The following is a 25,420-nucleotide window of genomic DNA, read 5'->3' as shown; positions in this document are numbered from 1 at the left end:
TGTCGGGTGGTAGCTTCGCCTTACCCGACCTACACGATCGGTAGGCCCGGTAAGCGCAGCGCCACCGGGCGACACGGCATCAATCTTCCAGGGAATACGGCAACGGCTCAATGCTGAGCGTGTTTACATCGTCACGCACGCGGAACACGCTGTCGGCTTCCATATCGTTGTTCATGATGGCTTGTACCAAAAGGCGTCCATCATCCAGCTGTACGGCAGCCAACACCGTACCAGTACGACGCCAGTTTTCACCCATCTTCAGTTCCAGATCTTCACCCGCTTCCGGCACCCGGCTGGCTTTCCCCGCCAGATACCACAATGCCCGTTTGTTCGCACCACGGAATTTCGCACGGGCGACCATCTCCTGGCCGGTGTAGCATCCTTTCTTGAAGCTGATACCGCCCAAAGCCTGAATATTTGTAGCCTGGGGAATAAATTGCGCGCTGTTGATGGTGTCAATGACAGGGAGGCCCGCTTCGATATTGAGCGCCAGCCATTGCTGGCTGTTGTTCAGTTGTGCTTCGCCACGCAGGGCTTCTGTCACTTTTTCTGCGGTGGCGACATCGGTCACCAGTAAAAAACGTTCCGCCGGATGGGCAAACCAGAGAAGTGTGGTTTCACCATCCTGCACGCGCTGTTTGTCTGCATCCGGCAGGGCCGAAAACAAATTGGCAAGCGCGGCACGAGCCTGGAACCCGGCAATACCCAACAAAACATGTTCATTGTCTGCTTCGATAGTGACTTTGGAGAACACCGCGTATTTTTTCAATTCTTTAAGCTGCGAGTCTGCAACGCTACGACGCAAAATCCAGCTAAAACCCTCAGTGGTACGGAACAGACGCAGGTTGCTCCACATTTTGCCTTTCGCATCGCAGTGCGCAGCCAGCAGATGCTGGTCGTCAGTCAGTTTCGCCACATCGGCAGTCACCTGGCCTTGCAGGTATTTCTCACTGTCTGCGCCTTTGATAGTTGCCAGCGACCAGTCATCGAGAGTCATAAGCGTCAGCGGCAGGCGCGCTGATGCGGTCGGCTGGCGCGGAGGAAACGGAGTAAAAGCCATAGTATTGTCCTGATTAGCCTGATGCGTATTATCACCTAATGGTAAAAGAGCCGTTGCCCAATGCAAGCGATAAAAACAGGCGATTTGTGCCTTATAAAGAGTATGGGAAAAGTCGCGCAAAATGGCCGTAATGGTTGCAATACATGGGATTTATTCTGGAAGTCTCCTCGTAAAGATAAATATTCCGCCGATGGATGATTAAAAACACGTTACAATGGCAACCCATCGTGGCTATGCAGGTTTCAGAACATGGATATTAACAACAAAGCCCGTATTCATTGGGCATGTCGACGTGGAATGCGTGAGCTGGATATTTCCATCATGCCTTTCTTTGAACATGAATATGATTCGCTGAGTGATGATGACAAACGCGTGTTTGTGCGTCTACTGCAGAGCGATGATCCGGATTTATTTAACTGGCTGATGAATCATGGCAAGCCTCAGGATGAGGCGTTGCAGCGAATGATCCAGTTAATTCAGACACGGAATCGGGAACGTGGTCCTGTGGCAATCTGATATACGCGTCTCATGGCGCTCACAATGGCTCTCACTATTACTCCATGGCTTGATGGCGGCTTTCGTGTTGCTGCTGCCCTGGCCGTTGAGCTATACGCCGCTTTGGCTACTGCTTTTGTCACTGGTGGTGTTCGACAGCGTCCGAAGCCAGCGCCGCATTAATGCCTGTCAGGGTGAGATCAAACTGCTGATGGATGCGCGTTTGCGCTGGCAAGGCGTGGAATGGGAAATCGTCGGAACGCCGTGGATGCTGAATATTGGCATGATCCTGCGTTTACGTCGGGAAAAAGATGGCCGCCGCCAGCATTTGTGGCTGGCCGCAGATAGCATGGACGCGCAAGAGTGGCGAGATTTACGCCGACTGATTTCGCAACAATCGGCGCAACGCCAGCATTAAGCTCAGGCGAACTGCCCGGCCATTTCTACCAGAATCTGTTCGCACCAGTTCTGGATACGTTCATCGCTCAGGTCATATTGGTTGGTTTCATCCAGCGCGAGGCCCACAAACAGCTGTCCATCGGCAATGAGCGGTTTGGTGGTAGTGAATTCGTAGCCTTCTGTTGGCCAGTAACCAATGAATTTTACGCCACGCGGTGCCAGCTTATCGTGCAACATACCGAGCGCGTCGAGGAACCATTCGCCGTAGCCGAGCTGGTCACCCATACCGTACAGCGCGACGATTTTTCCGTCGAGATTGAGTGTGTCGAGCTGATCCCAGATGGCTTCCCAGTCTTCCTGCAATTCGCCAAAGTCCCAGGTGGGAATGCCAAGAATCAGAGCGTCGTACTGCTCCATTAAAGCGGGGGCGTCGTCTTTCAGGTTGTGTAACGTCACCAGTTCCGGGCCGATGATATCGCGGATTTTTTCTGCCGCCATTTCGGTGTAGCAGGTACTGGAACCATAAAACAGGCCGATGTTCATAACGTAAACGTCTCAATTCCGGATGTGTCTTTGCGTGCAGTGTACCAGAATCACACCGCAATCAGGCATAATGCAAGGATTCGAAGCAAGGGGGAGCACAGGTGGAACAAGATTTCGCACGTATCGAACAATTTCTTGATGCCCTCTGGCTTGAGCGAAACCTGGCGGAAAACACCCTTAGCGCGTACCGCCGTGATTTGCAGGGCCTTGTGGAATGGCTACATCATCAAGGACTGTCGCTGGAAAGCGCGCAGGCGGATGATTTGCAAAACCTTCTGGCGCAAAGAATGGACGGTGGCTACAAGGCAACGAGTTCAGCGCGATTGCTTAGCGCCATGCGTCGTTTCTTTCAGCATCTCTATCGGGAGAAATTTCGTCAGGACGATCCCAGCGCATTACTCGCTTCGCCAAAATTACCACAGCGTCTTCCGAAAGATCTCAGTGAAGCGCAGGTTGAACGGCTATTAGCATCGCCGGGCATTGACCAGCCGCTGGAGTTACGCGATAAAGCGATGCTGGAAGTACTTTACGCTACCGGCCTTCGCGTCTCTGAACTGGTAGGGCTGACGATGAGTGACATTAGCTTGCGTCAGGGGGTTGTGCGCGTCATCGGTAAAGGAAATAAAGAGCGTCTGGTTCCGCTGGGGGAAGAGGCGGTGTACTGGGTAGAAAACTATCTGGAACATGGGCGCCCCTGGCTGTTGAATGGCGTATCGATTGATGTGCTTTTTCCGAGCCAGCGCGCTCAGCAGATGACACGGCAAACGTTCTGGCATCGTATCAAGCATTACGCGCAACTGGCCGGTATCGACAGTGAAAAACTCTCGCCGCACGTTTTGCGTCATGCGTTTGCTACCCATTTACTGAATCACGGTGCAGACTTACGTGTGGTTCAGATGTTGCTTGGCCACAGCGATCTCTCCACGACCCAGATTTATACGCATGTCGCGACGGAGCGGCTGCGACAGCTTCACCAGCAACATCACCCGCGGGCGTGATCGTTGCTTTTTAAAGGATATGTTATGAAAAAAGGTTTGATCATTTTCACCCTTCTGGCGGCGGCGCTGACCGGCACCGCGCGTGCGGATGATGCCGCTATCAAGCAATCGCTGGCGAAACTGGGTGTACAGAGTTCCGATATTCAGCCTGCGCCAGTTGCCGGAATGAAAACTGTGCTGACCAATAGTGGCGTGCTGTATGTCACCGATGACGGCAAACACATCATTCAGGGACCCATGTACGATGTGAGCGGCGCCCAGCCGGTGAACGTCACCAACCAGTTACTGATGGCGCATCTCAACGCCCTGGAAAAAGAGATGATCGTCTATAAAGCACCACAGGAAAAGCATGTGATTACCGTGTTCACGGACATCACCTGCGGCTACTGCCACAAACTGCATGAAGAGATGGCTGACTACAACGCGTTGGGGATCACCGTGCGTTACCTGGCTTTCCCCCGCCAGGGGCTGCAGAGTCAGGCCGAGCAGGATATGAAAGCCATCTGGTGCGCAAAAGACCGTAACAAAGCTTTTGACGACGCGATGGGCGGAAAGGGTGTTAAGCCGGCCAGTTGCGATCTTGATATCGCCGATCACTATGCGCTTGGCGTGCAGTTTGGCGTGAACGGGACGCCAGCCATTGTGTTAAACGATGGTTATGTTGTACCGGGCTATCAGGGGCCGAAAGAGATGAAAGCTTTCCTCGACCAACATCAAAAACAGACTGGCGGTAAGTAATTCACGTGAAAGCCGAAATTCGACTTCGCCGCCGCGAGGCAAACGACGCGGCGGATTTACCTGCCGAGCTTCCCCCACTTCTGCGTCGCCTCTATGCCAGCCGCGGTGTTTGTAGCGCTGCGGATCTGGAACGCGGGGTGAAAGGCATGCTGCCCTGGCAGCGGCTGCATGGCATTGATAAAGCGGTAGAGATTCTCTATAACGCCTTGCGCGAGGGGTTGCGTATTGTGGTTGTCGGTGATTTTGACGCCGATGGCGCAACCAGTACTGCGCTGAGCGTACTGGCCTTACGCGCACTGGGCGGTAATAACATCGCCTATCTGGTGCCGAACCGTTTTGAAGACGGCTACGGGCTAAGCCCTGAGGTCGTCGATCAGGCGCACGCACGCGGCGCGCAACTGATCCTGACCGTTGATAACGGTATCTCGTCACATGCCGGGGTTGAACGGGCCCATGCGCTGGGTATTCCGGTGGTGGTAACCGACCACCATCTTCCCGGCGAAACGTTGCCCAATGCCGAAGCCATCATTAACCCGAACCTGCGCGAGTGCGATTTTCCGTCGAAGTCGCTGGCGGGTGTAGGTGTGGCTTTTTATCTGATGCTGGCGCTGCGAACTTTTTTACGCGACAAAGGCTGGTTTGATGAGCGTGGGCTGGCGATCCCTAACCTGGCGGAACTGCTCGATTTAGTGGCCTTAGGCACCGTTGCGGATGTCGTGCCGCTGGATGCCAACAATCGCATTCTCACCTGGCAGGGCTTAAGTCGCATTCGTGCCGGGAAATGCCGTCCTGGCATCAAAGCGCTACTCGAAGTCGCTAACCGCGACGCACAAAAACTGGCGGCCAGTGACCTGGGCTTCGCACTTGGCCCACGTCTGAACGCCGCCGGCCGTCTTGATGATATGTCAGTTGGCGTGGCGCTGTTGCTTAGTGACAATCTCGGCGAAGCACGTGTGCTGGCCAGCGAACTTGATGCGCTAAACCAGACGCGCAAAGAGATTGAACAGGGCATGCAGGCAGAAGCGTTGACGCTGTGCGAAAAACTGGAACGCAGCCGGGATACGCTGCCGGGCGGCCTCGCTATGTACCATCCTGAATGGCATCAGGGGGTGGTCGGTATTCTGGCGTCGCGTATTAAAGAGCGCTTCCACCGTCCGGTTATTGCTTTTGCGCCAGCCGGGGATGGCACGCTAAAAGGCTCAGGGCGTTCAATCCAGGGCCTTCACATGCGCGATGCGCTGGAGCGTCTGGATACACTCTACCCTGGGTTAATGATCAAGTTCGGTGGACATGCGATGGCGGCGGGGCTGTCGCTGGAGGAGGCGCGTTTCGAGGAATTCCAGCGCTACTTTGGCGAACTGGTCACCGAGTGGCTGGATCCGGCACTGTTGCAGGGTGAAATCGTTTCTGACGGCCTGTTAAAAGCGGATGAAATGACCCTTGATACAGCCGAAATGTTGCGCGATGCCGGGCCCTGGGGGCAGATGTTCCCGGAACCGTTGTTTGATGGCGAGTTTCGCCTTTTGCAACAACGGCTGGTGGGGGAACGCCATCTCAAAGTGATGGTCGAACCGGTCGGCGGCGGCCCGCTGCTTGATGGTATCGCCTTTAATGTCGACACCTCCTGCTGGCCCGATAACGGTGTGCGCGTCGTCAATATCGCTTATAAACTGGATGTGAATGAGTATCGCGGCAATCGCAGCGTGCAATTAATCATTGATCACCTGTGGCCAATTTAACGCCAGTATTCTCTACTAATAAGGGCTGAAATCCGGTAAAATTCCGCCCTTATGACCGCATTTTGACAAGTCCATCTAAAGAAATCAGACCATGTTTGAAATTAACCCGGTAAAAAATCGCATTCAGGACCTCACGGAGCGCTCCGACGTTCTTAGGGGGTATCTTTGACTATGACGCCAAGAAAGAGCGTCTGGAAGAAGTAAACGCCGAGCTGGAACAGCCGGATGTCTGGAACGAACCTGAACGCGCACAGGCGCTGGGTAAAGAACGTTCCTCCCTCGAAGCCATTGTTGAAACGCTCGACCAAATGAGTCAGGGGCTGGAAGATGTTTCCGGTCTGCTGGAGCTGGCTGTCGAAGCCGATGACGAAGAAACCTTCAACGAAGCTGTCGCTGAACTCGATGCACTGGAAGAGAAGCTGGCACAGCTTGAATTCCGCCGTATGTTCTCTGGTGAATATGACAACGCCGACTGCTACCTGGATATTCAGGCCGGTTCCGGCGGCACCGAGGCGCAGGACTGGGCGAGTATGCTGGAGCGCATGTATCTGCGTTGGGCAGAAGCGCGCGGCTTTAAGACGGAAATCATCGAAGAATCCGAAGGCGAAGTGGCGGGTATCAAATCCGTTACCATCAAGATTTCCGGCGATTACGCCTATGGCTGGCTGCGTACCGAAACCGGTGTTCATCGCCTGGTACGTAAAAGCCCGTTCGATTCCGGCGGCCGTCGCCACACGTCATTCAGCTCGGCGTTCGTTTACCCGGAAGTAGATGACGATATTGATATCGAAATCAACCCGGCGGATCTGCGCATCGACGTTTATCGCGCATCGGGCGCGGGTGGTCAGCACGTTAACCGTACGGAATCTGCGGTACGTATTACCCACATTCCGACCAACACGGTAACGCAGTGCCAGAACGACCGTTCACAGCATAAGAACAAAGACCAGGCCATGAAGCAGATGAAAGCGAAGCTTTATGAACTGGAAATGCAGAAGAAGAACGCTGAGAAGCAGGCGATGGAAGACAATAAGTCCGACATCGGCTGGGGTAGCCAGATCCGTTCGTATGTCCTTGATGATTCTCGCATTAAAGACCTGCGCACCGGGGTTGAAACCCGTAACACGCAGGCAGTGCTGGATGGCAGCCTGGATCAATTTATCGAAGCAAGTTTGAAAGCAGGGTTATGAGGAACCAACATGTCTGAACAACAAGCACAGGGCGCTGACGCGGCAGTCGATCTTAATAATGAACTGAAAACTCGCCGCGAAAAGCTGGCATTGCTGCGTGAACAAGGCGTGCCGTTCCCGAACGATTTTCGTCGCGACCACACCTCAGACCTTCTGCACGCTGACTTCGATGCAAAAGAAAACGAAGAGCTGGAAGCGCTGAACATTGAAGTGGCCGTTGCCGGTCGTATGATGACCCGTCGCATCATGGGTAAAGCGTCTTTTGTCACCCTGCAGGATGTGGGTGGCCGTATTCAGCTATACGTTGCCCGTGACGATCTGCCGGAAGGTGTTTACAACGAGCAGTTTAAAAAATGGGACCTGGGCGATATCCTGGGCGCAAAAGGCAAGCTGTTCAAAACCAAAACCGGCGAGCTGTCCATTCACTGTACTGAGCTGCGCCTGCTGACCAAAGCCCTGCGCCCGCTGCCGGATAAATTCCACGGCCTGCAGGATCAGGAAGCCCGCTATCGTCAGCGTTATCTGGATCTGATCTCTAACGAAGATTCCCGCAACACGTTCAAAGTGCGTTCCAAAATCATGGCCGGCATTCGCCAGTTCATGGTGAGCCGCGACTTTATGGAAGTGGAAACCCCGATGATGCAGGTGATCCCTGGCGGCGCGTCTGCGCGTCCGTTCATCACCCATCACAACGCCCTGGACCTCGACATGTACCTGCGTATTGCGCCGGAACTGTACCTGAAACGTCTGGTGGTTGGCGGTTTCGATCGCGTGTTCGAAATTAACCGTAATTTCCGTAACGAAGGGATCTCCGTTCGTCATAACCCAGAGTTCACCATGATGGAACTCTATATGGCGTATGCGGATTACAAAGATCTGATCGAGCTGACCGAATCTCTGTTCCGTACCCTGGCGCAGGACATTCTGGGTAAAACCGAAGTCCCTTACGGTGACGAAGTGTTCGACTTCGGTAAGCCGTTCGAAAAACTGACCATGCGCGAAGCGATTCAGAAATACCGTCCGGAAACCAACATGGCAGATCTGGATAACTTCGACTCAGCAAAAGCCATTGCAGAAAGCATCGGCATCAAAGTTGAGAAGAGCTGGGGTCTGGGCCGTATCGTGACTGAGATCTTCGAAGAAGTGGCCGAAGCACACCTGATTCAGCCGACTTTCATCACCGAGTACCCGGCAGAGGTTTCTCCGCTGGCGCGTCGTAATGACGTGAATCCGGACATCACCGACCGCTTTGAGTTCTTTATTGGTGGTCGTGAAATCGGTAACGGCTTTAGCGAACTGAACGATGCCGAAGATCAGGCGCAACGCTTCCAGGATCAGGTTAATGCGAAAGATGCGGGCGATGACGAAGCGATGTTCTATGACGAAGATTATGTGACCGCGCTGGAACATGGTCTGCCGCCGACTGCGGGTCTGGGCATTGGTATCGACCGTATGGTTATGCTGTTTACCAACAGCCATACCATCCGTGACGTGATTCTGTTCCCGGCGATGCGTCCGGTAAAATAAGTCGTTAAGACGTGAAAAAGCCCTGGTGTGCAAACACAGGGCTTTTTTATTGCCTGACGCTGGCGGCAAATTGTCTGAGTTGTTCGTTGGCGTTCTCTGCTTCCAGCACCATCCACGGACTAAATGCCCAGGGGGTTGCAACCAGAGAGCGGAAGAGGGCATCAATTTTAACCCACTGATACTCCATGACTTCCTCGGTATTGATATCCAGTGGCGTAACGATTTGTGCAGCAAAGACGGGGCAAATTTCGTTTTCGACAATCCCGGACGGGTCGGTTTCGCGATAGCGGAAACCCGGCGCAATAGGCGTAATGTCGATAATATCGACCCCAACTTCATAGCGGCAGCGGCGAACCATCGCCTGTTCAAGCGTTTCCCCCTCTTGCGGATGTCCGCAAACGGAGTTAGTCCAGACACCCGGCCAGGCCTTTTTGCCCATCGCCCGGCGTGTGACCAGACATTCACCATGTGAATTGAAAAGCCAGGAAGAGAAGGCGAGATGGAGCGGGGTGTTATGGTGATGAGCGGTATACTTTTCTTCCATGCCGATGGGTGAGCCGTGCTCATCCAGCAAAATGACATGTTCTTGCATGCTTATGATTTCTCCGGAGCGATATAAAACCGTATGACGCGACGCCAGTGTGGCTACGGCGCAACTCCATAGCCGGATCGGTGGCGTCGCGCCAACGGTTAAACATTATACCCGTTCTCAGGCAAACAGTTTGGCCCAGAGGGCGGAAAAGGGCATTACCAGCAAAAGGCCGGGCAGCATATTAGCGACCGGAAACGGTTTTATGTTGCAGATACGCAACCCCGTTGCCACCATAACCAGCCCGCCCGCGCAGGAGAAATCCGCCATCATATCGGGTGTGATCATGTGCAGGATATAAACGGCAATCGTTGCCAGCGCGACCTGCACAATGATCAGCGGAATACCGATGGTCATGACCGAGAAACCGAGCATGGTGGCAAAAATCGCGGCGGTGAACAGATCCAGTACTGTTTTGATATACAGAATCGACGGATCGCCGGTCATCCCTTCATGCATTGCCCCGAAGATCCCGGTGCCGCTGGCGCAAAACAGCACCATAATGGCGACGAATTTTTCCGTAAATTCGTCATGCGTCAGCCCCTGTACCGGCGGGAAAACATGGTTGATCAAACCGCGTGTGGTACCGGCGGCTTTGCCAATCTGTTTTTCCAGGAAGAAGGCTTCCCCGATGACCGTACCCAGTACCATGGCCAGTACGACAGCGGGCATAAACTTCACTTTGATAACCAGATTGATGCCCAGGCCAATCGAGCACAAACCAAAGGTCAGCGGCAGTGCGGTTTTGACGCGATCCGGAATACGGCTGCCAACAACGGAGCCAAGCAGGCCGCCGATAACGACCGCAGCACCATTAACATAAGGTCCAATTAACATAGAAATTCCTGAGAAATTAAACGCGATGAAGCAAGTTCCCTTCGCCCCAGCGCGGGATGTTTTTAACATCAATATCGAACAGATCCAGCGCGCGGCTGACACTATGCGTAATGATTTCGTCGGCCTTTTGCGGGCGCTGATAGAGCGCCGGAACCGGCGGGAAAATAATCCCGCCCATCTCCGTAACGGCCTGCATATTGCGAATGTGCCCCAGGTTCAGCGGCGTTTCGCGTGCCAGCAGTACCAGGCGGCGGCGCTCTTTAAGCACCACATCAGCCGCCCGGGTCAGCAGGTTATCGGTAAGACAGTGTGCGATGGAGCCCAGAGATCGCATTGAACACGGGGCGACTAACATCCCCAGCGTCTTAAACGACCCGCTGGAAATAGAAGCCCCAAGATTTCCGATCGGATGTACCACATCCGCCAGCGCCATTACCTCATCGAGCCGATAATCCGTTTCCAGCTCGCAGGTTTTTTCCGCCCCTTTTGTTACGACCAGATGGACTTCGAGAGCCTGCCCACGTAAAAGCTCCAGCGCCTTCACGCCATACTGAAAACCGGAAGCACCGCTGATGCCGACAATGATGCGTCGTGATGTGGTCACACTTATCCCCTTATTCGAAGTCTGGCAGGAAACGTTTTACATCCACCTCTTTGAACTTCGAGCGCTCAAAGTGGCTTTTCAGATGGAACGGTACCGTGCAGTCGAAGATCGTTTTGCAGGATGTCCCCTGCTGCAGAATGCTCGGGCTGTATTCCGGGATCTGCGACGGATCGAGCGGGTGGCAGCGAACGCCAGGAATAGTGATGGTATCCACATCACCCTGGTAGCGGGTTTGCATCGCCCACAACACGTCGTCACTGTCGAAAATGTCCACGTCTTCATCCACCAGAATGACGTGTTTCAGCTCAGGGAACGCAGCGAACGCGAGCAGTGCAGCCTGGCGCTGACGGCCTTCATCCACCGCTGCCGCTTTCTTAAACTGCATCACGGCCAGCAGCTTGCCGCCGCCCGCGGAGTGCGCAAACACGTTGAGTAATTTGCCCGGCATTGCGCGGCCTACCATATCCAGGATGCTGGCTTCGGTCGGAATGCCCGCCATGTTGACGTGTTCTTCGCCAGGCCCGACGGTGGTGCGCCAGATAGGGTTGTAGCGATGAGTAACGGCTTTCACTTTGATTACCGGCAGCGCGTTTTTGGCTTCGCCGGTATAGCCCGGGAATTCCGGCATCGCTTTGCCGGTATTGGTGTTCTGGTCTTCACGAAGACGCACGTTTGGCAGCAGTTCGCCTTCAATGACGATTTCTGCATGAGCGATGGCTTTTTCGTTAATGGTTTTACACTGCACCATCTCTACCGCACGGCCGCGCAGCGCGCCGGCAACGCTCAGCTCGTCATAACCTAACGGGGTGGTCGGCGGCTCGAAGCAGGCAGCGATTTCGATAGCTGGATCCACGCCGATGCTAATGGAGATGGGCAGCGGTTGGCCTGCGGCTTCTGCTTTCATGCGGAACGCATCGATATGACGGCCCGGGGTCAACCACATGGACAGCTCATCACGGCTCTGTACGCACAGGCGGTGAATGGTGATGTCGGATTCGCGGGTTTCCGGATCGGAGGCATAGCACAGCCCCATCGTGATGTACGGACCTGCATCCTCTTCGGTGTTGGTCGGTGCAGGCAGTAATTTGCGCAGATCGAAATCGGGGGCGCTTGCCAGGTGTACAACCTGCTGGCAAACAGTGTCGTCTTTGCTCAGTACCGGCGGAATCGGGTTTTGTACGGAGTCTTTCAACAGGTGGCCAAGTTTTTCCTGTGGGCAGTTGAGAAAGTGGCTAACGCGTTTGCGTGAACCATTGAGGCCAATTGCGACACTGATATCGTGAAAGCCTTTCACTTTGTTGAAGACCATGACCGGGCCATTTTTGCGTGTTGGACGCTGGCAGGTACCGCCTGCGCCAACGTAGCGATAGACGCCGGACAGTTCGGCATGTGGATCCACTTCGGTATCGGTTTCCACATATTCGCCGGGCAAGGTTTTTAATAATTCGAGCGCTGAACGTAAATCGTAAACATCGCTGGTAGGTTTATTTTCTGAATTTGACATAGCCTGTTCCATCTCAAGAAAGATAATTAAGGTCTGCGCCTACCTTATTTTCCAGGTGCTTTTTAAACAAATACCGTTTTCCTGATTCTCCCCATATCAAAAAAGTACTCTTTGCACAGATGTTAAATATTTAAAGCAAAAGTGAAATAATTAACGTGCTTTTCCTTTGGTTGGGTAAGTGTGATACTGAACGCCTCAATGCTACGGGGTATAAGCGTATGGATTTGAAAAGATTACGTTATTTTTGTCGTGTGGTGGAACAAGGCTCCATAAGCCAGGCTGCAAAAGTGCTGAATATGGCACAACCCCCGCTCAGCAAACGCATACAGGAACTTGAAGAAGAACTTAATGTGCCATTGTTTACACGCCAGGGAAATCGCATTGAACCCACTGATGCGGGTTATTTTCTTTATCGTAAAGCCTGTGAAATATTACGTCAGGTCGAAGATACCGCCCGTGAAACTGTGGCGATTGCTAATAAAGAAAAATTTCAATTGAGAATCGGTTTAACTCATCTTTTTCAGTCCTATTTTAAACCTCTGCTTCTCGAGTTATATAAGCGTCATCCGCAGGCTGAAATAAATATCTCTGTTACGGATTCCAGCCATTTAGAGACGATGCTAAATGAGGGAACTATCGATCTGGCGTTGATTCAGCGCCCGTACCGCAGTGAAGGGTTCGATTTTGTCTCCTTCGACCCGGTCAGGCTGGTGGCGGTGATCAGTAAAAAATGTCTGCCGCAGGTACCGCAAAGTCCCTTTGATTATCAGGCGCTGGAGGCATTCCCGTTGGTGCTTTTGCACCGGGCGAAAGATTCCGGCACCTATGAAATGCTGATTGATTTGTTCCGCAAAGCCGGGGGCAACCCGAAGGTCATCATGCATATCACCCAGCCGGGAGTCATTCTGGAATGGCTGGAGTCCGGGCTGGCGGCGGCAACGTTATTACCCTCCTCGGAAGTGGATGCATCGAAGTTAACAAACTGCCACGTGGTGGATGTTTTTCCCTCGCCGCAGGTCTTTTATCCGGCGCTGGTAAAAATCCCGGCCATGAACTGGCTGCCTGAAATCATGGAAATTATTGCTCACGGTTATCCCTTTATCGACAGTAAGCGGTAAGTGGTTGGCATCCCGGCGTTGGCTGCCTAGAATAAGGGGCCATTCATTTTTACAGAGGATCTGTTTTGCGTGCAGGAAGCCTGACAAGAAACCCATTCCACATTGTCATTTGCCTGACAGTGGCGTTACTGCTGGCGGGGTGTGCTGGCAGTAAATCGTCCGATAGCGGCAATGTTTACACGGTAAAACGTGGGGATACGCTGTCCAAAATTTCACGCCAGACCGGCACCAGCGTGAACGACCTTGCACGGCTCAATGGGATTTCTCCGCCGTACACCATTGAGATTGGCCAGCGTCTGAAGCTGAACAGCTCGTCGAAATCGTCCTCTGCAAAAGGCGGTACTCAAACGGCGAAAGTCATCCCTTCATCGGCTGTACCGCTCTCTTCCTGGCCGCCCGTCGGGCAACGCTGCTGGCGCTGGCCAACCACGGGCAAGGTGATCAGACCGTATTCCACCTCCGAAGGCGGGAACAAAGGGATCGATATCGCAGGGGCTCGCGGCCAGGCGGTTTACGCGGCCGGAGCAGGGAAGGTGGTCTATGCCGGCAATCAGCTGCGCGGTTATGGCAATCTGATCATGATTAAGCACAGTGATGAGTACATCACGGCCTATGCGCACAACGACACTATTCTCGTTAATAACGGGCAGAGCGTGAAGATTGGGCAAAAAATTGCCACGATGGGCAGCAGTGATGCCGATGGGGTGCAACTGCACTTCCAGATACGCTATAAGGCGACGGCCATCGACCCACTGCGCTATCTGCCGCCGCAGGGCAGCCCACCGAAATGTTAAGATTCGCGCTAAGCGATTAATTTATGGTCAGTTAGTCGTTTAGCGTCTTGCCAGTCGGTGTTTAAGGTTTATAATGCCTGTCACACCACAAGGCGGGTGTAGTTCAATGGTAGAACGAGAGCTTCCCAAGCTCTATACGAGGGTTCGATTCCCTTCACCCGCTCCATAATCTTGCATTTTCAGCTTTACTCCATTTCCATTACGCCTTGAATGTCTCTGCAGTATGATGTGTTTTGCCGTCTGCTGGTAAGTTTTGGATATCTAGCGCCTCGGTAGTTCCTGGTGGCAATAATTTCCTACTTCTGGACTGTTCAGACATGGGTAATGCGCGTAGCCGTTTGCAACCATTAATGAAAAGTGCAGTTGGAATACCTGGGAAGGCTGGGAATTTTCAGCGTGACGTAATGATCGTTCAGTACCTTATTAATATAATCAAGCCCGTTATTCAGTATGAAATACCGTAGGACGGTATCATCTCTCGTGCATTAATCAGAACGATAAGCCAGTTCCAGTCTATACATTTACGGTTTCAACATCCTGATGAAGTTATTGAACCAGAAGAGTACGATTAAGCACATCCTTTTTTGTCGTATAAAGACATAAAAAAGCAGGCGCAGAATGACAAAAAAACAGCAAGGACCAGGCTCCTGCATGGGATACGCTTGCAAAAGCGTATTCGCTAGATGCAGAGGCTGCCATAAAAGCATGTTCCAGGGGAATGTTTCAGGTTATGGGCTTTAATTATGAGTTATGTAGCTACAAATATTTTGATTCCTTTTTGAAAGATATGAAATCAAATGCAGGTAAACAGTTAAGCGCCTTTCTCCATGTGTTTAATAAGAATAGTGCCTTGTTATCGGCAATGGTGAATAAAGGTTTTTATAATATGGCATTCAACTATAATGGAAGCGATTTCGGCGATTACGATGTTAAAATCCGCAGAACATATGAAAGCCTGGAGAAGGAACAGTGATAAATAATCGAGTAATCCGAACGACCTTAGCCTTTTCGATATTGATGTCAGCTTTTTCTTCTTATGCCAGCAGCCTCCATTCGGGAGTGTATGAAGGTTTAATGTTAGCTATATCTCCTGCGGGTCATCTTACCGGCTATTATGCCGAATCGGCTACGGATGGCGTGAAACGCACCTGTTCATTTTCTTTATCAGGGCAGGTTTCAGCACAGGAAACAAATGCGATTACCTCATGGTCCTCATCGGTATTGCCAGGTCAAATTAGCGCCAGCACGGACGGTGTAAAACTGACGATTCCTGGCGGTCAAACGCACGCCGGGTGCATTAATGTGTTAATGCCTGAAATTAATACGGGCCTTGAACTGGAAACAACACAAGAGACACACTGGCAAGCTCTGGCGCAGGCGAATGCTGAACGTGTTTATCTGAGTTCAACTGCCGATGTCGGTACCCGACGTAAGGCATGGATCGTCAAGGGCGATGTTGTGGGTGTTTTACAGACCCAGGCAGGCTGGACGCAAATTGAGTTTGTTAGTGGAACAGGGAAAATGATTCGCGGCTGGGTTAACAGTAAGGAGATTCAGCCTCTGACGCCACCCGCTTCCTGAGGGTAATATTACCCGTGGTTTATTCTGGCAAGTTTGCTACCGCTGATGCGTTCAACAAAGTTAGTTCAATGTAGCGAGATCTCTGGCCGTGGTTATTGACCTGCTCTCGCGAAAAGTTATCGGCTGGGCGATGCAACCCCGGATGACAAAAGATAATTTCCTGAACGCACTGCTGATGGCTGTATGGCGGCGTAATCCCCAAAAACAGGTGCTGGTTCACTCGAATCCGGGCAGTCTGTGCGTGGCAGTCGTTTCTGAAATCACACGGCCTGGTGGGCAGTATTCGTTGTCGTGGGAACTGTCACTCTTTTCGCAGAGCGCTGCTGAATAAGAGATGCTGGTAAATCCTGACCTCCGCCCCGACGGAAGATCGCCTGGGCAGAGGCCGCAGAACTGCTTTCCTGGCGTTAAATCATAAAGAAAAGCACTCTTTTTAGTATGTAATTTTCGTATGTTAAATATCGAATCCTAATTCTTTAACAAGGTTACAGAGTTTTTTCGCACCATTAAAATTTAAATGGTCCGAGTCGTAAAAATCTTCTGGAGTAAATGCTTTCTGCGTGGACAGATCAGTCATGAAAACATTATGACCATTGGTGAGACTTTTTATATATGACAACGTTTCATCTTTCAGGGTTTTATCGAAGTTATCAACGTAAAATTGAGTAAACGGCATCACTATAAAATGAAGGTTTGAATCTGTTTCATTAATTAATGATAGCAAAGTTGAGAGGATGTTTTTATTGTTTTCAAAGCTATGTTTTCTTTGGCAATTCTTTGCCAGCGCTTTTACGCGTTTGAGGATGTCAACTGATGAATATGAAAAGTCCGTAGAATTATTTCTTGAATTAATAAAATCGACAGATTCCTGCACGATCGCTTCATCAAGCAGTAAACTGTTTAACCTTGATAGCTCTTCATCATTAAAATAATGAGGGTGGTTTTTTTTACAGATCTGCTGAACGAGTAAATCAAGAGGTCCCAGGATGGTATGATTGCTTGTTTCGTTTTTCGGTTTTTCAACTTTGCTTCGGAAATTATATTCAATATTATGGCTTTTGCAGAAATAACGAGATACTGGAAATGTTGTCGCTTCTCCCATTGAAAACTCGAAAAAAACATCATAAAGGCCAATGCATATAATGAAGTTTCTTGTGTTTGTTATTTCTGTTATTTTTTTAATTAGACTGTATGATAAAGTAAAATCACCAGAAAATAAGGACAGGTTTACTGATTTTTCTAATAGTTCCTGCGGGAATCCCTGATATGCATATGATGAACCTAATATCACACTCTTTATATCTGGCTCATTGATGAGTTTTTCATAACGGGAGTTGAGAAGCGGTATGTATCCGATGTCTGTATTAAATCGGCTTGTATTTTTTTCCGGAAATTGAATGGATGTCAGGATGTCAGGGAACTGTATGTTATTTTTTTTGAGGAAGTTAAATCCAATGTAATCGGTGATAAGTATTGGCACTAATGTATCATCATCCAGATCCAGGCGTATGCATTCTGGATCTGTTTCCAGATTCACATCAAATGAAGTGATTCTTTCCATATTGAATGGAAGATAAAGTGCGTTACGTTGATATGAACTCCAGTTTTCACCTACAAAAACAATGTGAAACGACTGTGTTGAAAGATAATATATAAAAAAAGAATTTAAATGTGATATTAGTTTTTCAACATCCTCTGGCGTGACGTTTTTTTCAGCACAATAAATAAGCTCATTGATAAAAGATGCAGTATTCTCATCATCATGTAAAAGACTACTATTTGTAATAAATAAATCTTTCAACTCATCAATGACAGAATCACTTTCAATCCAACTGAGTTTTTGTGCAAGGAAATGAATGTTTTTAAGGAAAAGAGCTGTGTTATTCATTATTTTACCTGGTAGCCAATAAAAATAATCAAATTATAACGAGCACACTTGTTTTACTTCATGGTGAAGTATACAGGAGCCGATTGGATATGGAAATATTGAAGGATTAACAATAATTTGATTGGGAAATGGAAATTTTCAAATAATAAGCGTGCTATTTAATTAAATGTTCCACATAAGGGCTGATGTGTCATTGCCGTGGCTCGCTGCAATACACAGCAACGAGCGATTGCGGGGACTGTTGTAGCCAGGCTTTGCGACCTGAAGGCCCCTATAAGCCTATTGCCGCCGGCGCATAAACACACGGCCAGTTTAATGTCGTGAGATACCCGGCTGTGCAAAATAACCGACAATAAAAAACCGGGGTGCATATACAAACCCCGGTAAAAGGTGGATCGATTTTCAGGCTACACGTACTCCCGATCAGTTTCTTATTGCTTTAAATTGCCTTGTGGTCTCAGTTAATGCTATTTCAGTCGGCAGACGCTCCATGGAGCTCGCGCCGTAGAAGCCGTTACATTCAGGACAGTTCTCTAAAATGAATTTCGCATCTTCCGGTGTTGCAATAGGGCCACCATGGCACAGGACGATCACATCCGGGCGCACTTCTTTTGCCGCTTTCGCCCAGTCATTAATTAATGGCACGCAGTCTTTCAGGGTGAGAGCAGTTTCCGCGCCGATATTCCCGCCGGTGGTTAATCCCATATGCGGAACAATAATGTCTGCTCCGGCTTTGGTCATCGCAATGGCATCTTCGCGGCTAAAGACATAAGGCGTCGTAAAGAGGCCTTTTTCATGTGCCAGTCGAATCATATCCACTTCTAACGCATAGCCCATCCCGGTCTCTTCGAGGTTGGCCCGAAAATTCCCGTCGATCAGCCCCACGGTTGGGAAGTTCTGAACGCCAGCAAAGCCAATCGCTTTAATATCATCCAGAAACTTATCAAACTGACAGAAAGGGTCAGTCCCGTTGACGCCCGCGAGAACCGGTGTTTTTTTGGTGACTGGCAGCACTTCTTTTGCCATATCCATAACGATTTCATTAGCGTTGCCGTAAGCCAGCAGACCAGCTAATGAACCACGACCCGCCATGCGATAGCGACCTGAGTTATAGATAACAATCAGATCGATACCGCCAGCTTCTTCGCATTTTGCCGACAAACCTGTGCCCGCTCCGCCGCCGATGATGGGTTCCCCCCGGGCAATCATCTGATGAAATTTTTGCAATAATCCTTCACGCGTATGTTTCATGGCTTTAATTCCGTATTTAGTGAATTAATTCTTTGTGTAAATTTATAAGTAGCTGATTAAATTCGGCAGAATTGATGTGATGTGGGCTGACGATCAGTTTACGGTGCGGCGTTTCGATAAATGTTGCCTTAAACGCATCGAGAAAAGCCTGGTCTGCTTCTGGATCCCAGAAATCCCCACCAATATTGTCCAGGGCAGAAAAACCGCCCATGGGGATAGCAAACCTGACTTCTCCCTCACATCGATTTAAACGCTCGGCAATCCATGTCCCCATCTTGCCGTTTTCCTCTGGTGTTGTGCGCATCAATGTTACTTGTGGGTTGTGCTGATAAAGCCGACGACCCCGATAGTGCTCGGGTACCGAAGGTCGGGACCCAAAATTAACCATATCAAGTGCCCCGCAAGAACCTATATACGGGATTTTAGAGCGGGCGATCGCGCCGAAGCGGTCATCACTACAGGCCAGAACGCCGCCAAATAAGTAGTCGCATACTTCGGTGGTACTGATATCGAGTACGCTGTGTAATAAATGGTTATCTGCCAGTTTTTCCATGGCCTTACCCCCGCTACCGGTGGCATGGAAAACCAGACAGTCATAATCGTTTTCTAATTTTTGTGTTAATTGCTGTACGCAGGGCGTAGTGACGCCGAACATAGTGAGGCCAATCGCGGGTTTATCCGTAACGGCTTCGCTGTCGTCCTGAGAGAACACCACAGCGCCGGCAATCTGATTTGCTGCACTTTTTAATACTTTGCGGGAAATTCGGTTTAAGCCTGAAATATCAGTGACGGAGTTCATGATGGCGATATCGCTGGCGCCAATATAGCCGGAGACGTCTCCGGAGGCCATTGTTGAAACCATCAATTTCGGAATACCAATCGGCAGGGCTTGCATGGCTGGCGTAATTAATGCGGTATTGCCCGATCCCCCTAAGCCGATAATGCCCAGCACATCTTCACGGTTTGTTAAGAATAATTCAAAGGCGAGAGACATTGCGGTGATAGCTTTTCCCCTGTCACCACAAAAGACAGCACTTTCTCCCTCAGGATGAAAGCGGGCTACGGTTGCTGCTGTAATATCCGCACCCCTTGCGGAATGATCAGCGACTGTCGTCAGGTCAACGATGAGCGCATCGGCACCCGTTTTTTTTATTAACGACTTAACGTAAAAAGCTTCCGTGCTTTTCGTGTCAAGAGTTGTTACGACGTATATGTAGCCATTGTCTTTGCTCACGTGTTCTCCTTAACTAAACTCACTTTTGTAACGAGTATTTCAAAGTCGGAAGAGTGAAATGCATTTGTTGCGACAACGATTGAGACTGCCGTCTCAAAAAATGTAGCAGCGATTGAGACTGGCGTCTCAAAAAAGCTAGCATAAATGAGACGATTGTCTCAAATATTTTTTGATGTTAAAATTAACAGTATGTTTTATAAGGTAATTAATTTTCTTGTCGAGCGTGATTTGTTATTTTGCGTCACCTGGATAGGCGAATGTTGATTTGCTATGTTTGTGTTACAACGAGTGAAATTGGGAAAGTCTGGACGTATGGAGAGGAAGCTTTGGAGCCATCTGTAACGCGCAAGAAAACGTATGATTTGCTAATGAATAAGGCGTTAGTTTTGTTTGAGCAAGGGGAGATCCCCTCCATTTCACGGTTAGCCACAGAAGCGGGTGTTTCACGGGCGACGGCTTACCGTTACTTCCCGACTCAAAGCGATTTAATTGCCGCTGCCGTTGGCGCGAGTCTGGAAACTATTCGGGAATGGAAACCGAAAAGCGATGATAAAGTCGGCGAACGTATCGCCGAGTTGTTTGATTTCGCGTTCCCGGAAATGTTTCGTCATGAGGGTGCCCTGCGTGCAGCACTGCTTGTCTCGTTGCAGCAATGGGCGCTTGAGCGGCACTCTCCGGATAAAATGGAAAAAAAGCTGGTCCGTGGTAATCGTAAAGCGACGCTTGCTCGGGTGATGGAACCGGTGAAGGAAAAATATTCGCCTGAGATGTATCGCAAGGTCATTGCTGCCTTTTCGTTATTGTACGGTTCAGAAGTCTTTCTGGTGATGAAGGATATCTGGGGTATGGACAATCAGGAAGTCATTGATAACGTACAATGGATGGCCAAAGCTATTATAAATCAAGCAAATAGAGAATCCTCTGAGGAAGAGTATGCCGGAAACAAATAGCTTATCTTGCTGCCTGTCTTATAAGTAAGGGGCAGTAGCCCCGCTTACTTAACCCAAATAACTCACCATTAATTGAAGTGTATTTAAAATACAATTCAGCGCTCCTGAAATATCCATTTAAAATACCGTTATTAATTTGCTTTAAGGTTTATTTTTATTTTATTTATGTCTTATCCATAGCGTTCACTGTCGAAGAGAATGATAAGCAAGCTTAGTTTTTTTAAGCAGAAATAATTGTCGTAGATTATAGAAGTGGCGTTTGATGATGATAAAATCCGTTTATGAACTATGCTGAGGTAAACGGTTTTTTTATTTCAATAGCATAATTTCATTGCGTTTATCTTGTTTCTTCCAACATAACGACAGGCCTTTAATATAAATTAAACTCTCTTAAGCTTTATGGGGAATACATTCTATGCGTGAGAATCACCCTGTAACACAGCAAGAACGCATTTTTGATAATGATGCGACGTTAATGTCTACCACAGATCCTGAGAGTTATATTAATTACGCTAATGATGCTTTTATCGAGGTGTCTGGTTTTTCGCTCAGTGAACTTGAGGGGCAACCGCATAATCTGGTTCGTCATCCGGATATGCCACCGCACGCATTCTCAGATATGTGGTTTACCCTTAAACAGGGGGAGCCGTGGAGCGGCCTGGTAAAAAACCGTTGCAAAAATGGCGATCATTATTGGGTTCGCGCCAACGCAATCCCGATCATCCGCAAAGGTGATGTGAAGGGGTATATGTCGGTACGCACTAAACCTGATAACGATGAGGTCGTAAAGGCAGAAGCGCTGTATCAGCAATTTCGTGAGGGGAGTGCAAACGGCAAACGCCTTTTCAAAGGGTTGATCATACGTAAAGGGTTTATGCGCTGGCGTACGTGGTTTGTCACGATGCCATTACGCTGGCGATTACGATCAGCGTTAATAACAACCTTTTTGTTGAGCATTCTCGTCGGGGCGCTATGTCAACTGACGTCCGGGCAGATGGGCATGTTGACGGGGGGGATGGCAGTCCTGTTTTTAGCGTTGATGACATGGCTGGAAATGCAAATTGTGCGTCCCGTTGAGCGCCTGTGTCATCAAGCCCTGCAGGTGGCAACCGGGGAAACGCAGCAGGTGGAACAACCGACACGCATTGACGAAGTCGGCGTCACCCTGCGGGCAATCGGCCAGCTCGGGTTGATGTTCCGATGGCTAATCAATGATGTCAGTAGTCAGGCTGTGAACGTACTTAACGCCGCTGATGCGTTATGTAAAGGAAACGATAGCCTGAGCCGTCAGACGGATCAGGCGGCGGCGAATGTGCAGCAAACAGCCGCGACAATGAATGAGCTGGCGGCCACCGTAAAAAGTAATACCCTTACTGCCGCCGAAGCCAGTGCCTTATCTCAGGGCGCGCGTGAAGCGGCTGAGCAGGGCGGCAAAGTGATGAGCGGCATGATACAGATGATGGGCAATATTGGTTCCAGCTCCGATCAAATCGCCAGTATTACCAGCATCATTGACAGCATTGCCTTTCAGACCAATATTCTCGCACTGAATGCCGCGGTAGAAGCCGCACGAGCGGGCGAACAGGGGAAAGGTTTTGCCGTGGTAGCCGGTGAAGTTCGTACCCTTGCCCAGCGTAGCGCCAGCGCAGCCAGCGAAATTAAAGCGCTGATAGAGTCCAGCGTGACGCAGGTCCGCTCCGGCAGTCAGTTAGCCGATGATGCCGGGAAAGCGATGCAGGAGATTGTCGGTAAGGTGAAACATGTAACCCAGTTGATTGAGCATATCAGTCAGGCGACGGCTGAGCAGGCATCGGCAATAAGTCAAATGAGTCTGGCGGTAGAAGAGCTCGATAAACTCACTCACCAAAATGCCGACCGTGTTCAGGAAGGCGCAGAAGCGTCAGATCGGTTGAATAGTCAGGTGACGCGTCTGGCAGAAGCCATTTCCGTATTCCGCTAACGACTGCAATCCGGCCCCGCCAGGTAAGGCGGGGTTTTTAAACGTACGGCCAATACTGGCATTTATCTGTCGAAATCAACGTAACTAATGAGCCACTGAGTGTCCGGTTGTGATGGACGATAATCGACTGTGCGCTTAAGACCAGCATGCCCATTGAGATCCGGTCTGCCTCAGGCTGACTAACAGCCACCCCTGGTCAGCAAAAGAAAAATCAGGCAAATAATGCCAGGTGCTCCAGTAAAATAGAACAGCCAATACCGATCAGCACGACGCCGCCCATCACTTCGGCCCACTTGCCAATCGCGGCACCCAGGAAGCGGCCGAGTAGCATCCCCGTCGTGGCCATAATGGTGGTCGCAAGGCCGATTAGCAGGGCGGTGGTGACAATATTTACATCCAGGAACGCGAGGCCCACGCCAACGGCCATTGCATCCAGGCTGGTGGCGATTGCGGTGGTGATCAGCAGCCAGAAACCGTGCCGTCTGGGCGCATTGAGCGGTTCCAGCCCATCTTTTTTCATTCCCTCAAACATCATTCGTGTGCCGAGCAGCATCAGCAGGGTAAAGGCAATCCAGTGATCCCAGCGCATAACGTACTGGCTGGCGGCCAGGCCAATCCCCCAGCCAATCACAGGGGTGATAGCTTCAACCACGCCAAAGATGATGCCAGTGCGTAGCGCTTCTTTCAGCGGCGGGCGATAAAGTGCCGCCCCCTTACCGATCGATGCAGCGAAGGAATCCATAGACATCCCAAATGCCAGAATGAGGAGTGCGTAGAAGCTCATGTGCGTACCTTTAAATACCCGCTAGTGTGAGCGGGTCAAATGTGTCAAATCTCAATAATGATCATGCTGCCATGGAAATGCGTGAAAATCAAAAAAATATCTTATAAATCAATTATATATAATATTGGCTATGTTTTATTGCACTGGCTATGTTTGGTTTTATCGTTGCAAAAAGAAAACGTTGCGTTGGGGTAAGATCGCATAAGGCAAGGATGTCGGGTCGCTACGTTAATGTTGATACATCCATGTTATGAATGTCTTATTCTTGCCTCCCGCCAAAAAAAGTTGAAAAATGGTTAGCAAGGTGATGGCGTTCCACCTTACCCAACCGCTTCCCTGTGAAGCTGATGACGCCTGGTATGACTCTTTCAATGGAGGCATGTCGGGCGCTTGTCTTTTCCCTTCTGCATGCCTCTGACATTATTAATTTTGTTGAGGAAAACATGCTGAAATCTCTCCTTGCCGTGATTGTCGGTGGTTCCGCAGGATGCGTAATTCGCTGGCTGCTCTCTGTGCGCCTGAATGTACTCTTCCCTCATCTGCCGCCTGGCACGTTGCTGGTGAACCTGATAGGCGGGTTTATTATTGGCGGGGCGCTGGCGTTCTTCACACGACAGCCGCATCTGGATCCTTGCTGGCGATTACTGATTACCACCGGGCTTTGCGGAGGAATGACCACCTTCTCGACGTTTTCGCTGGAAATTTTTTCGCAGCTACAGGTGGGCAATTATCTCTGGGCCATCACGTCGGTGATGGTGCATGTGTTTGGCTCATTGCTGATGACTGCTCTGGGTTTCTTTGTCATCAACATGCTGTAAAAAAAAGCCCGCAGGTTTGCGCCTGCGGGCTGTGTAGAACGTATTATGGGTTAACGCACCATGCACGGACGTTTGTTGTCGAACGTCCAGCCGGGGATAAGGTACTGCATCCCCATGGCATCGTCGCGCGCGCCCAGACCGTGTTTCTGATACAGCTCGTGCGCCTTCATCACCTGCTCCATATCCAGCTCCACACCCAGCCCCGGCGTCGTCGGCACCTGCACCATCCCGCCTTTGATTTCAAACGGCTCTCTGGTCAGGCGCTGGTTGCCTTCCTGCCAGATCCAGTGGGTGTCGATAGCGGTGATTTTGCCCGGCGCCGCGGCCGCCACATGGGTGAACATCGCCAGCGAGATGTCGAAGTGGTTGTTGGAGTGGGAACCCCAGGTCAGGCCGAACTCGTGGCACATCTGCGCCACACGCACGGAACCCTGCATGGTCCAGAAGTGCGGGTCCGCCAGCGGGATATCCACCGACTGCAGGGACAGCGTGTGCCCCATCTGACGCCAGTCGGTGGCAATCATATTGGTCGCCGTCGGCAGGCCGGTGGCGCGACGGAACTCCGCCATCACTTCACGCCCGGAGAAGCCCTGCTCAGCGCCGCACGGGTCTTCCGCGTAGGCCAGCGAACCTTTCAGGTACTTACCGATGCTGATGGCTTCGTTCAGGGACCATGCGCCGTTCGGGTCGAGGGTGACACGGGCCTGCGGGAAGCGCTTCGCCAGGGCGACAATGGATTCCGCTTCCTCTTCACCGGCCAGCACGCCGCCTTTGAGTTTGAAGTCGTTAAAGCCGTATTTTTCATACGCGGCTTCGGCC

The 25,420-nt window shown here is 50.6% G+C and carries 24 protein-coding genes, 1 tRNA gene, 2 pseudogenes and 1 riboswitch; of the genes and pseudogenes, 16 read left to right on the top strand and 11 right to left on the bottom strand.

All coding sequences use genetic code 11. The features are described from left to right. Positions 1-79: 79 nt before the first annotated feature. Positions 80-1,060, bottom strand: coding sequence for a tRNA-modifying protein YgfZ (gene ygfZ, locus L2097_RS19695; protein ID WP_250353535.1), 981 nt, complete (start codon positions 1,058-1,060; stop codon positions 80-82). A gap of 249 nt (positions 1,061-1,309) precedes the next feature. Here ygfZ and sdhE point away from each other — a divergent pair, with 249 nt between their 5' ends. After that, the gene (gene sdhE, locus L2097_RS19690) at positions 1,310-1,576 is read left to right on the top strand and encodes an FAD assembly factor SdhE (protein ID WP_039077973.1); all 267 of its coding nucleotides are present in this window, start codon (positions 1,310-1,312) and stop codon (positions 1,574-1,576) included. Then, positions 1,557-1,973, top strand: a complete 417-nt coding sequence (locus L2097_RS19685) for a protein YgfX (protein WP_039077972.1) — start codon at positions 1,557-1,559, stop codon at positions 1,971-1,973. Before sdhE ends, L2097_RS19685 begins: the two co-directional genes overlap by 20 nt. Before the next feature lie 2 nt (positions 1,974-1,975). Here the strand turns inward: L2097_RS19685 and fldB are convergent, their stop codons facing one another. After that, positions 1,976-2,497, bottom strand: a complete 522-nt coding sequence (gene fldB / locus L2097_RS19680; RefSeq protein ID WP_047368964.1) for a flavodoxin FldB — start codon at positions 2,495-2,497, stop codon at positions 1,976-1,978. 101 nt (positions 2,498-2,598) lie between these two features. On the opposite strand from fldB, the gene xerD reads away from it, so the two are divergent. From xerD to lysS, 5 genes are all read left to right on the top strand, one after another. Next, positions 2,599-3,495, top strand: coding sequence for a site-specific tyrosine recombinase XerD (gene xerD, locus L2097_RS19675; protein ID WP_047368965.1), 897 nt, complete (start codon positions 2,599-2,601; stop codon positions 3,493-3,495). 24 nt (positions 3,496-3,519) lie between these two features. Continuing rightward, the gene (gene dsbC / locus L2097_RS19670) at positions 3,520-4,233 is read left to right on the top strand and encodes a bifunctional protein-disulfide isomerase/oxidoreductase DsbC (protein ID WP_250353534.1); all 714 of its coding nucleotides are present in this window, start codon (positions 3,520-3,522) and stop codon (positions 4,231-4,233) included. Positions 4,234-4,238: 5 nt separating this feature from the next. After that, the gene (recJ, locus tag L2097_RS19665) at positions 4,239-5,972 is read left to right on the top strand and encodes a single-stranded-DNA-specific exonuclease RecJ (protein WP_085006440.1); all 1,734 of its coding nucleotides are present in this window, start codon (positions 4,239-4,241) and stop codon (positions 5,970-5,972) included. Between the two features lie 91 nt (positions 5,973-6,063). Beyond that, a protein-coding gene (gene prfB / locus L2097_RS19660; RefSeq protein WP_103281441.1) for a peptide chain release factor 2 occupies positions 6,064-7,162 on the top strand; the annotation gives its coding sequence in 2 pieces (ribosomal slippage) (positions 6,064-6,138 and positions 6,140-7,162; 1,098 coding nt in all). A 9-nt stretch (positions 7,163-7,171) separates the two neighbouring features. Beyond that, positions 7,172-8,689, top strand: coding sequence for a lysine--tRNA ligase (gene lysS / locus L2097_RS19655; RefSeq protein ID WP_047368969.1), 1,518 nt, complete (start codon positions 7,172-7,174; stop codon positions 8,687-8,689). Between the two features lie 46 nt (positions 8,690-8,735). On the opposite strand, the gene idi is transcribed toward lysS, so the two are convergent. The 4 genes from idi to L2097_RS19635 all read right to left on the bottom strand — a co-directional run bounded on the left by idi (position 8,736) and on the right by L2097_RS19635 (position 12,223). Beyond that, positions 8,736-9,281 (bottom strand): isopentenyl-diphosphate Delta-isomerase, encoded by a 546-nt coding sequence (gene idi / locus L2097_RS19650; protein ID WP_085006442.1) that lies wholly within the window; start codon positions 9,279-9,281, stop codon positions 8,736-8,738. 117 nt (positions 9,282-9,398) lie between these two features. Beyond that, positions 9,399-10,115 carry a DUF554 domain-containing protein gene (locus L2097_RS19645; protein WP_250353533.1) on the bottom strand — a complete coding sequence of 239 codons (717 nt, stop codon included), beginning with the start codon at positions 10,113-10,115 and terminating at the stop codon, positions 9,399-9,401. Between the two features lie 16 nt (positions 10,116-10,131). Then, positions 10,132-10,719: a UbiX family flavin prenyltransferase gene (locus L2097_RS19640; RefSeq protein ID WP_250353532.1), complete on the bottom strand. Its 588-nt coding sequence runs from the start codon at positions 10,717-10,719 to the stop codon at positions 10,132-10,134. Between the two features lie 10 nt (positions 10,720-10,729). Next, entirely contained in the window at positions 10,730-12,223 is a 1,494-nt protein-coding gene (locus tag L2097_RS19635; protein ID WP_250353531.1) for a UbiD family decarboxylase, read from the bottom strand. A gap of 218 nt (positions 12,224-12,441) precedes the next feature. Between L2097_RS19635 and L2097_RS19630 the strand changes: the two genes are divergently transcribed. The 6 genes and pseudogenes from L2097_RS19630 to L2097_RS19605 all read left to right on the top strand — a co-directional run. Further along, positions 12,442-13,341: a LysR family transcriptional regulator gene (locus tag L2097_RS19630; RefSeq protein WP_047368974.1), complete on the top strand. Its 900-nt coding sequence runs from the start codon at positions 12,442-12,444 to the stop codon at positions 13,339-13,341. Positions 13,342-13,406: 65 nt separating this feature from the next. Beyond that, positions 13,407-14,135: an amidase activator ActS gene (gene actS, locus L2097_RS19625; protein WP_250353530.1), complete on the top strand. Its 729-nt coding sequence runs from the start codon at positions 13,407-13,409 to the stop codon at positions 14,133-14,135. A 92-nt stretch (positions 14,136-14,227) separates the two neighbouring features. Beyond that, positions 14,228-14,301, top strand: a tRNA-Gly gene (locus tag L2097_RS19620). Positions 14,302-14,826: 525 nt separating this feature from the next. Continuing rightward, positions 14,827-15,108 (top strand): annotated as a pseudogene (locus L2097_RS19615) (N-acetylmuramidase domain-containing protein); the annotation flags it as partial. Continuing rightward, positions 15,105-15,716, top strand: coding sequence for an SH3 domain-containing protein (locus L2097_RS19610; protein WP_250353529.1), 612 nt, complete (start codon positions 15,105-15,107; stop codon positions 15,714-15,716). The pseudogene L2097_RS19615 and the gene L2097_RS19610, both read left to right, overlap by 4 nt. A gap of 82 nt (positions 15,717-15,798) precedes the next feature. Further along, positions 15,799-16,021, top strand: a pseudogene (locus L2097_RS19605) (DDE-type integrase/transposase/recombinase); the annotation flags it as partial. A 149-nt stretch (positions 16,022-16,170) separates the two neighbouring features. Here L2097_RS19605 and L2097_RS19600 read toward each other — a convergent pair. The 3 genes from L2097_RS19600 to L2097_RS19590 form a co-directional block, all read right to left on the bottom strand. Continuing rightward, positions 16,171-17,604 (bottom strand): hypothetical protein, encoded by a 1,434-nt coding sequence (locus L2097_RS19600; RefSeq protein ID WP_250353528.1) that lies wholly within the window; start codon positions 17,602-17,604, stop codon positions 16,171-16,173. Positions 17,605-18,027: 423 nt separating this feature from the next. After that, the gene (locus tag L2097_RS19595; RefSeq protein ID WP_085006449.1) at positions 18,028-18,855 is read right to left on the bottom strand and encodes a phosphoenolpyruvate hydrolase family protein; all 828 of its coding nucleotides are present in this window, start codon (positions 18,853-18,855) and stop codon (positions 18,028-18,030) included. Positions 18,856-18,871: 16 nt separating this feature from the next. Further along, positions 18,872-20,089, bottom strand: a complete 1,218-nt coding sequence (locus L2097_RS19590; protein ID WP_085006450.1) for a Tm-1-like ATP-binding domain-containing protein — start codon at positions 20,087-20,089, stop codon at positions 18,872-18,874. Between the two features lie 257 nt (positions 20,090-20,346). On the opposite strand from L2097_RS19590, the gene L2097_RS19585 reads away from it, so the two are divergent. Both L2097_RS19585 and L2097_RS19580 read left to right on the top strand, forming a co-directional pair. Continuing rightward, entirely contained in the window at positions 20,347-21,039 is a 693-nt protein-coding gene (locus L2097_RS19585) for a TetR/AcrR family transcriptional regulator (protein WP_085006451.1), read from the top strand. A 415-nt stretch (positions 21,040-21,454) separates the two neighbouring features. Continuing rightward, the gene (locus L2097_RS19580; protein WP_250353527.1) at positions 21,455-22,999 is read left to right on the top strand and encodes a methyl-accepting chemotaxis protein; all 1,545 of its coding nucleotides are present in this window, start codon (positions 21,455-21,457) and stop codon (positions 22,997-22,999) included. 211 nt (positions 23,000-23,210) lie between these two features. Here L2097_RS19580 and mntP read toward each other — a convergent pair whose 3' ends face one another. Continuing rightward, positions 23,211-23,783, bottom strand: coding sequence for a manganese efflux pump MntP (gene mntP / locus L2097_RS19575; protein WP_250353526.1), 573 nt, complete (start codon positions 23,781-23,783; stop codon positions 23,211-23,213). Positions 23,784-24,077: 294 nt separating this feature from the next. Next, a riboswitch (Fluoride riboswitch) is annotated at positions 24,078-24,147 on the top strand. A 79-nt stretch (positions 24,148-24,226) separates the two neighbouring features. Here mntP and crcB point away from each other — a divergent pair. Further along, a complete protein-coding gene (gene crcB / locus L2097_RS19570) occupies positions 24,227-24,601 on the top strand; it encodes a fluoride efflux transporter CrcB (protein ID WP_085006454.1) in 375 nt (124 codons plus the stop codon). A gap of 50 nt (positions 24,602-24,651) precedes the next feature. On the opposite strand, the gene L2097_RS19565 is transcribed toward crcB, so the two are convergent. Then, positions 24,652-25,420, bottom strand: a 769-nt coding sequence (locus L2097_RS19565) for an enolase C-terminal domain-like protein (RefSeq protein ID WP_284454064.1), incomplete at its 5' end; no start/stop codon positions are given.

Source organism: Citrobacter sp. MNAZ 1397 (assembly GCF_023613995.1).
GTDB classification, from domain to species: Bacteria; Pseudomonadota; Gammaproteobacteria; order Enterobacterales; family Enterobacteriaceae; genus Phytobacter; species Phytobacter ursingii.
This window is presented reverse-complemented; position numbering and strand designations above follow the sequence as displayed.

What these genes read in the sequence shown, in the direction of transcription:
- ygfZ (WP_250353535.1), bottom strand. Translation starts at nt 1,060, where the DNA reads ATGGCTTTTACTCCGTTTCCTCCGCGCCAGCCGACCGCATCAGCGCGC.
- L2097_RS19585 (WP_085006451.1), top strand. Translation starts at nt 20,347, where the DNA reads ATGTTGATTTGCTATGTTTGTGTTACAACGAGTGAAATTGGGAAAGTC.
- L2097_RS19580 (WP_250353527.1), top strand. Translation starts at nt 21,455, where the DNA reads ATGCGTGAGAATCACCCTGTAACACAGCAAGAACGCATTTTTGATAAT.
- L2097_RS19600 (WP_250353528.1), bottom strand. Translation starts at nt 17,604, where the DNA reads ATGAATAACACAGCTCTTTTCCTTAAAAACATTCATTTCCTTGCACAA.
- L2097_RS19635 (WP_250353531.1), bottom strand. Translation starts at nt 12,223, where the DNA reads ATGTCAAATTCAGAAAATAAACCTACCAGCGATGTTTACGATTTACGT.
- L2097_RS19645 (WP_250353533.1), bottom strand. Translation starts at nt 10,115, where the DNA reads ATGTTAATTGGACCTTATGTTAATGGTGCTGCGGTCGTTATCGGCGGC.
- mntP (WP_250353526.1), bottom strand. Translation starts at nt 23,783, where the DNA reads ATGAGCTTCTACGCACTCCTCATTCTGGCATTTGGGATGTCTATGGAT.
- lysS (WP_047368969.1), top strand. Translation starts at nt 7,172, where the DNA reads ATGTCTGAACAACAAGCACAGGGCGCTGACGCGGCAGTCGATCTTAAT.
- crcB (WP_085006454.1), top strand. Translation starts at nt 24,227, where the DNA reads ATGCTGAAATCTCTCCTTGCCGTGATTGTCGGTGGTTCCGCAGGATGC.
- L2097_RS19595 (WP_085006449.1), bottom strand. Translation starts at nt 18,855, where the DNA reads ATGAAACATACGCGTGAAGGATTATTGCAAAAATTTCATCAGATGATT.
- dsbC (WP_250353534.1), top strand. Translation starts at nt 3,520, where the DNA reads ATGAAAAAAGGTTTGATCATTTTCACCCTTCTGGCGGCGGCGCTGACC.
- idi (WP_085006442.1), bottom strand. Translation starts at nt 9,281, where the DNA reads ATGCAAGAACATGTCATTTTGCTGGATGAGCACGGCTCACCCATCGGC.
- fldB (WP_047368964.1), bottom strand. Translation starts at nt 2,497, where the DNA reads ATGAACATCGGCCTGTTTTATGGTTCCAGTACCTGCTACACCGAAATG.
- L2097_RS19630 (WP_047368974.1), top strand. Translation starts at nt 12,442, where the DNA reads ATGGATTTGAAAAGATTACGTTATTTTTGTCGTGTGGTGGAACAAGGC.
- sdhE (WP_039077973.1), top strand. Translation starts at nt 1,310, where the DNA reads ATGGATATTAACAACAAAGCCCGTATTCATTGGGCATGTCGACGTGGA.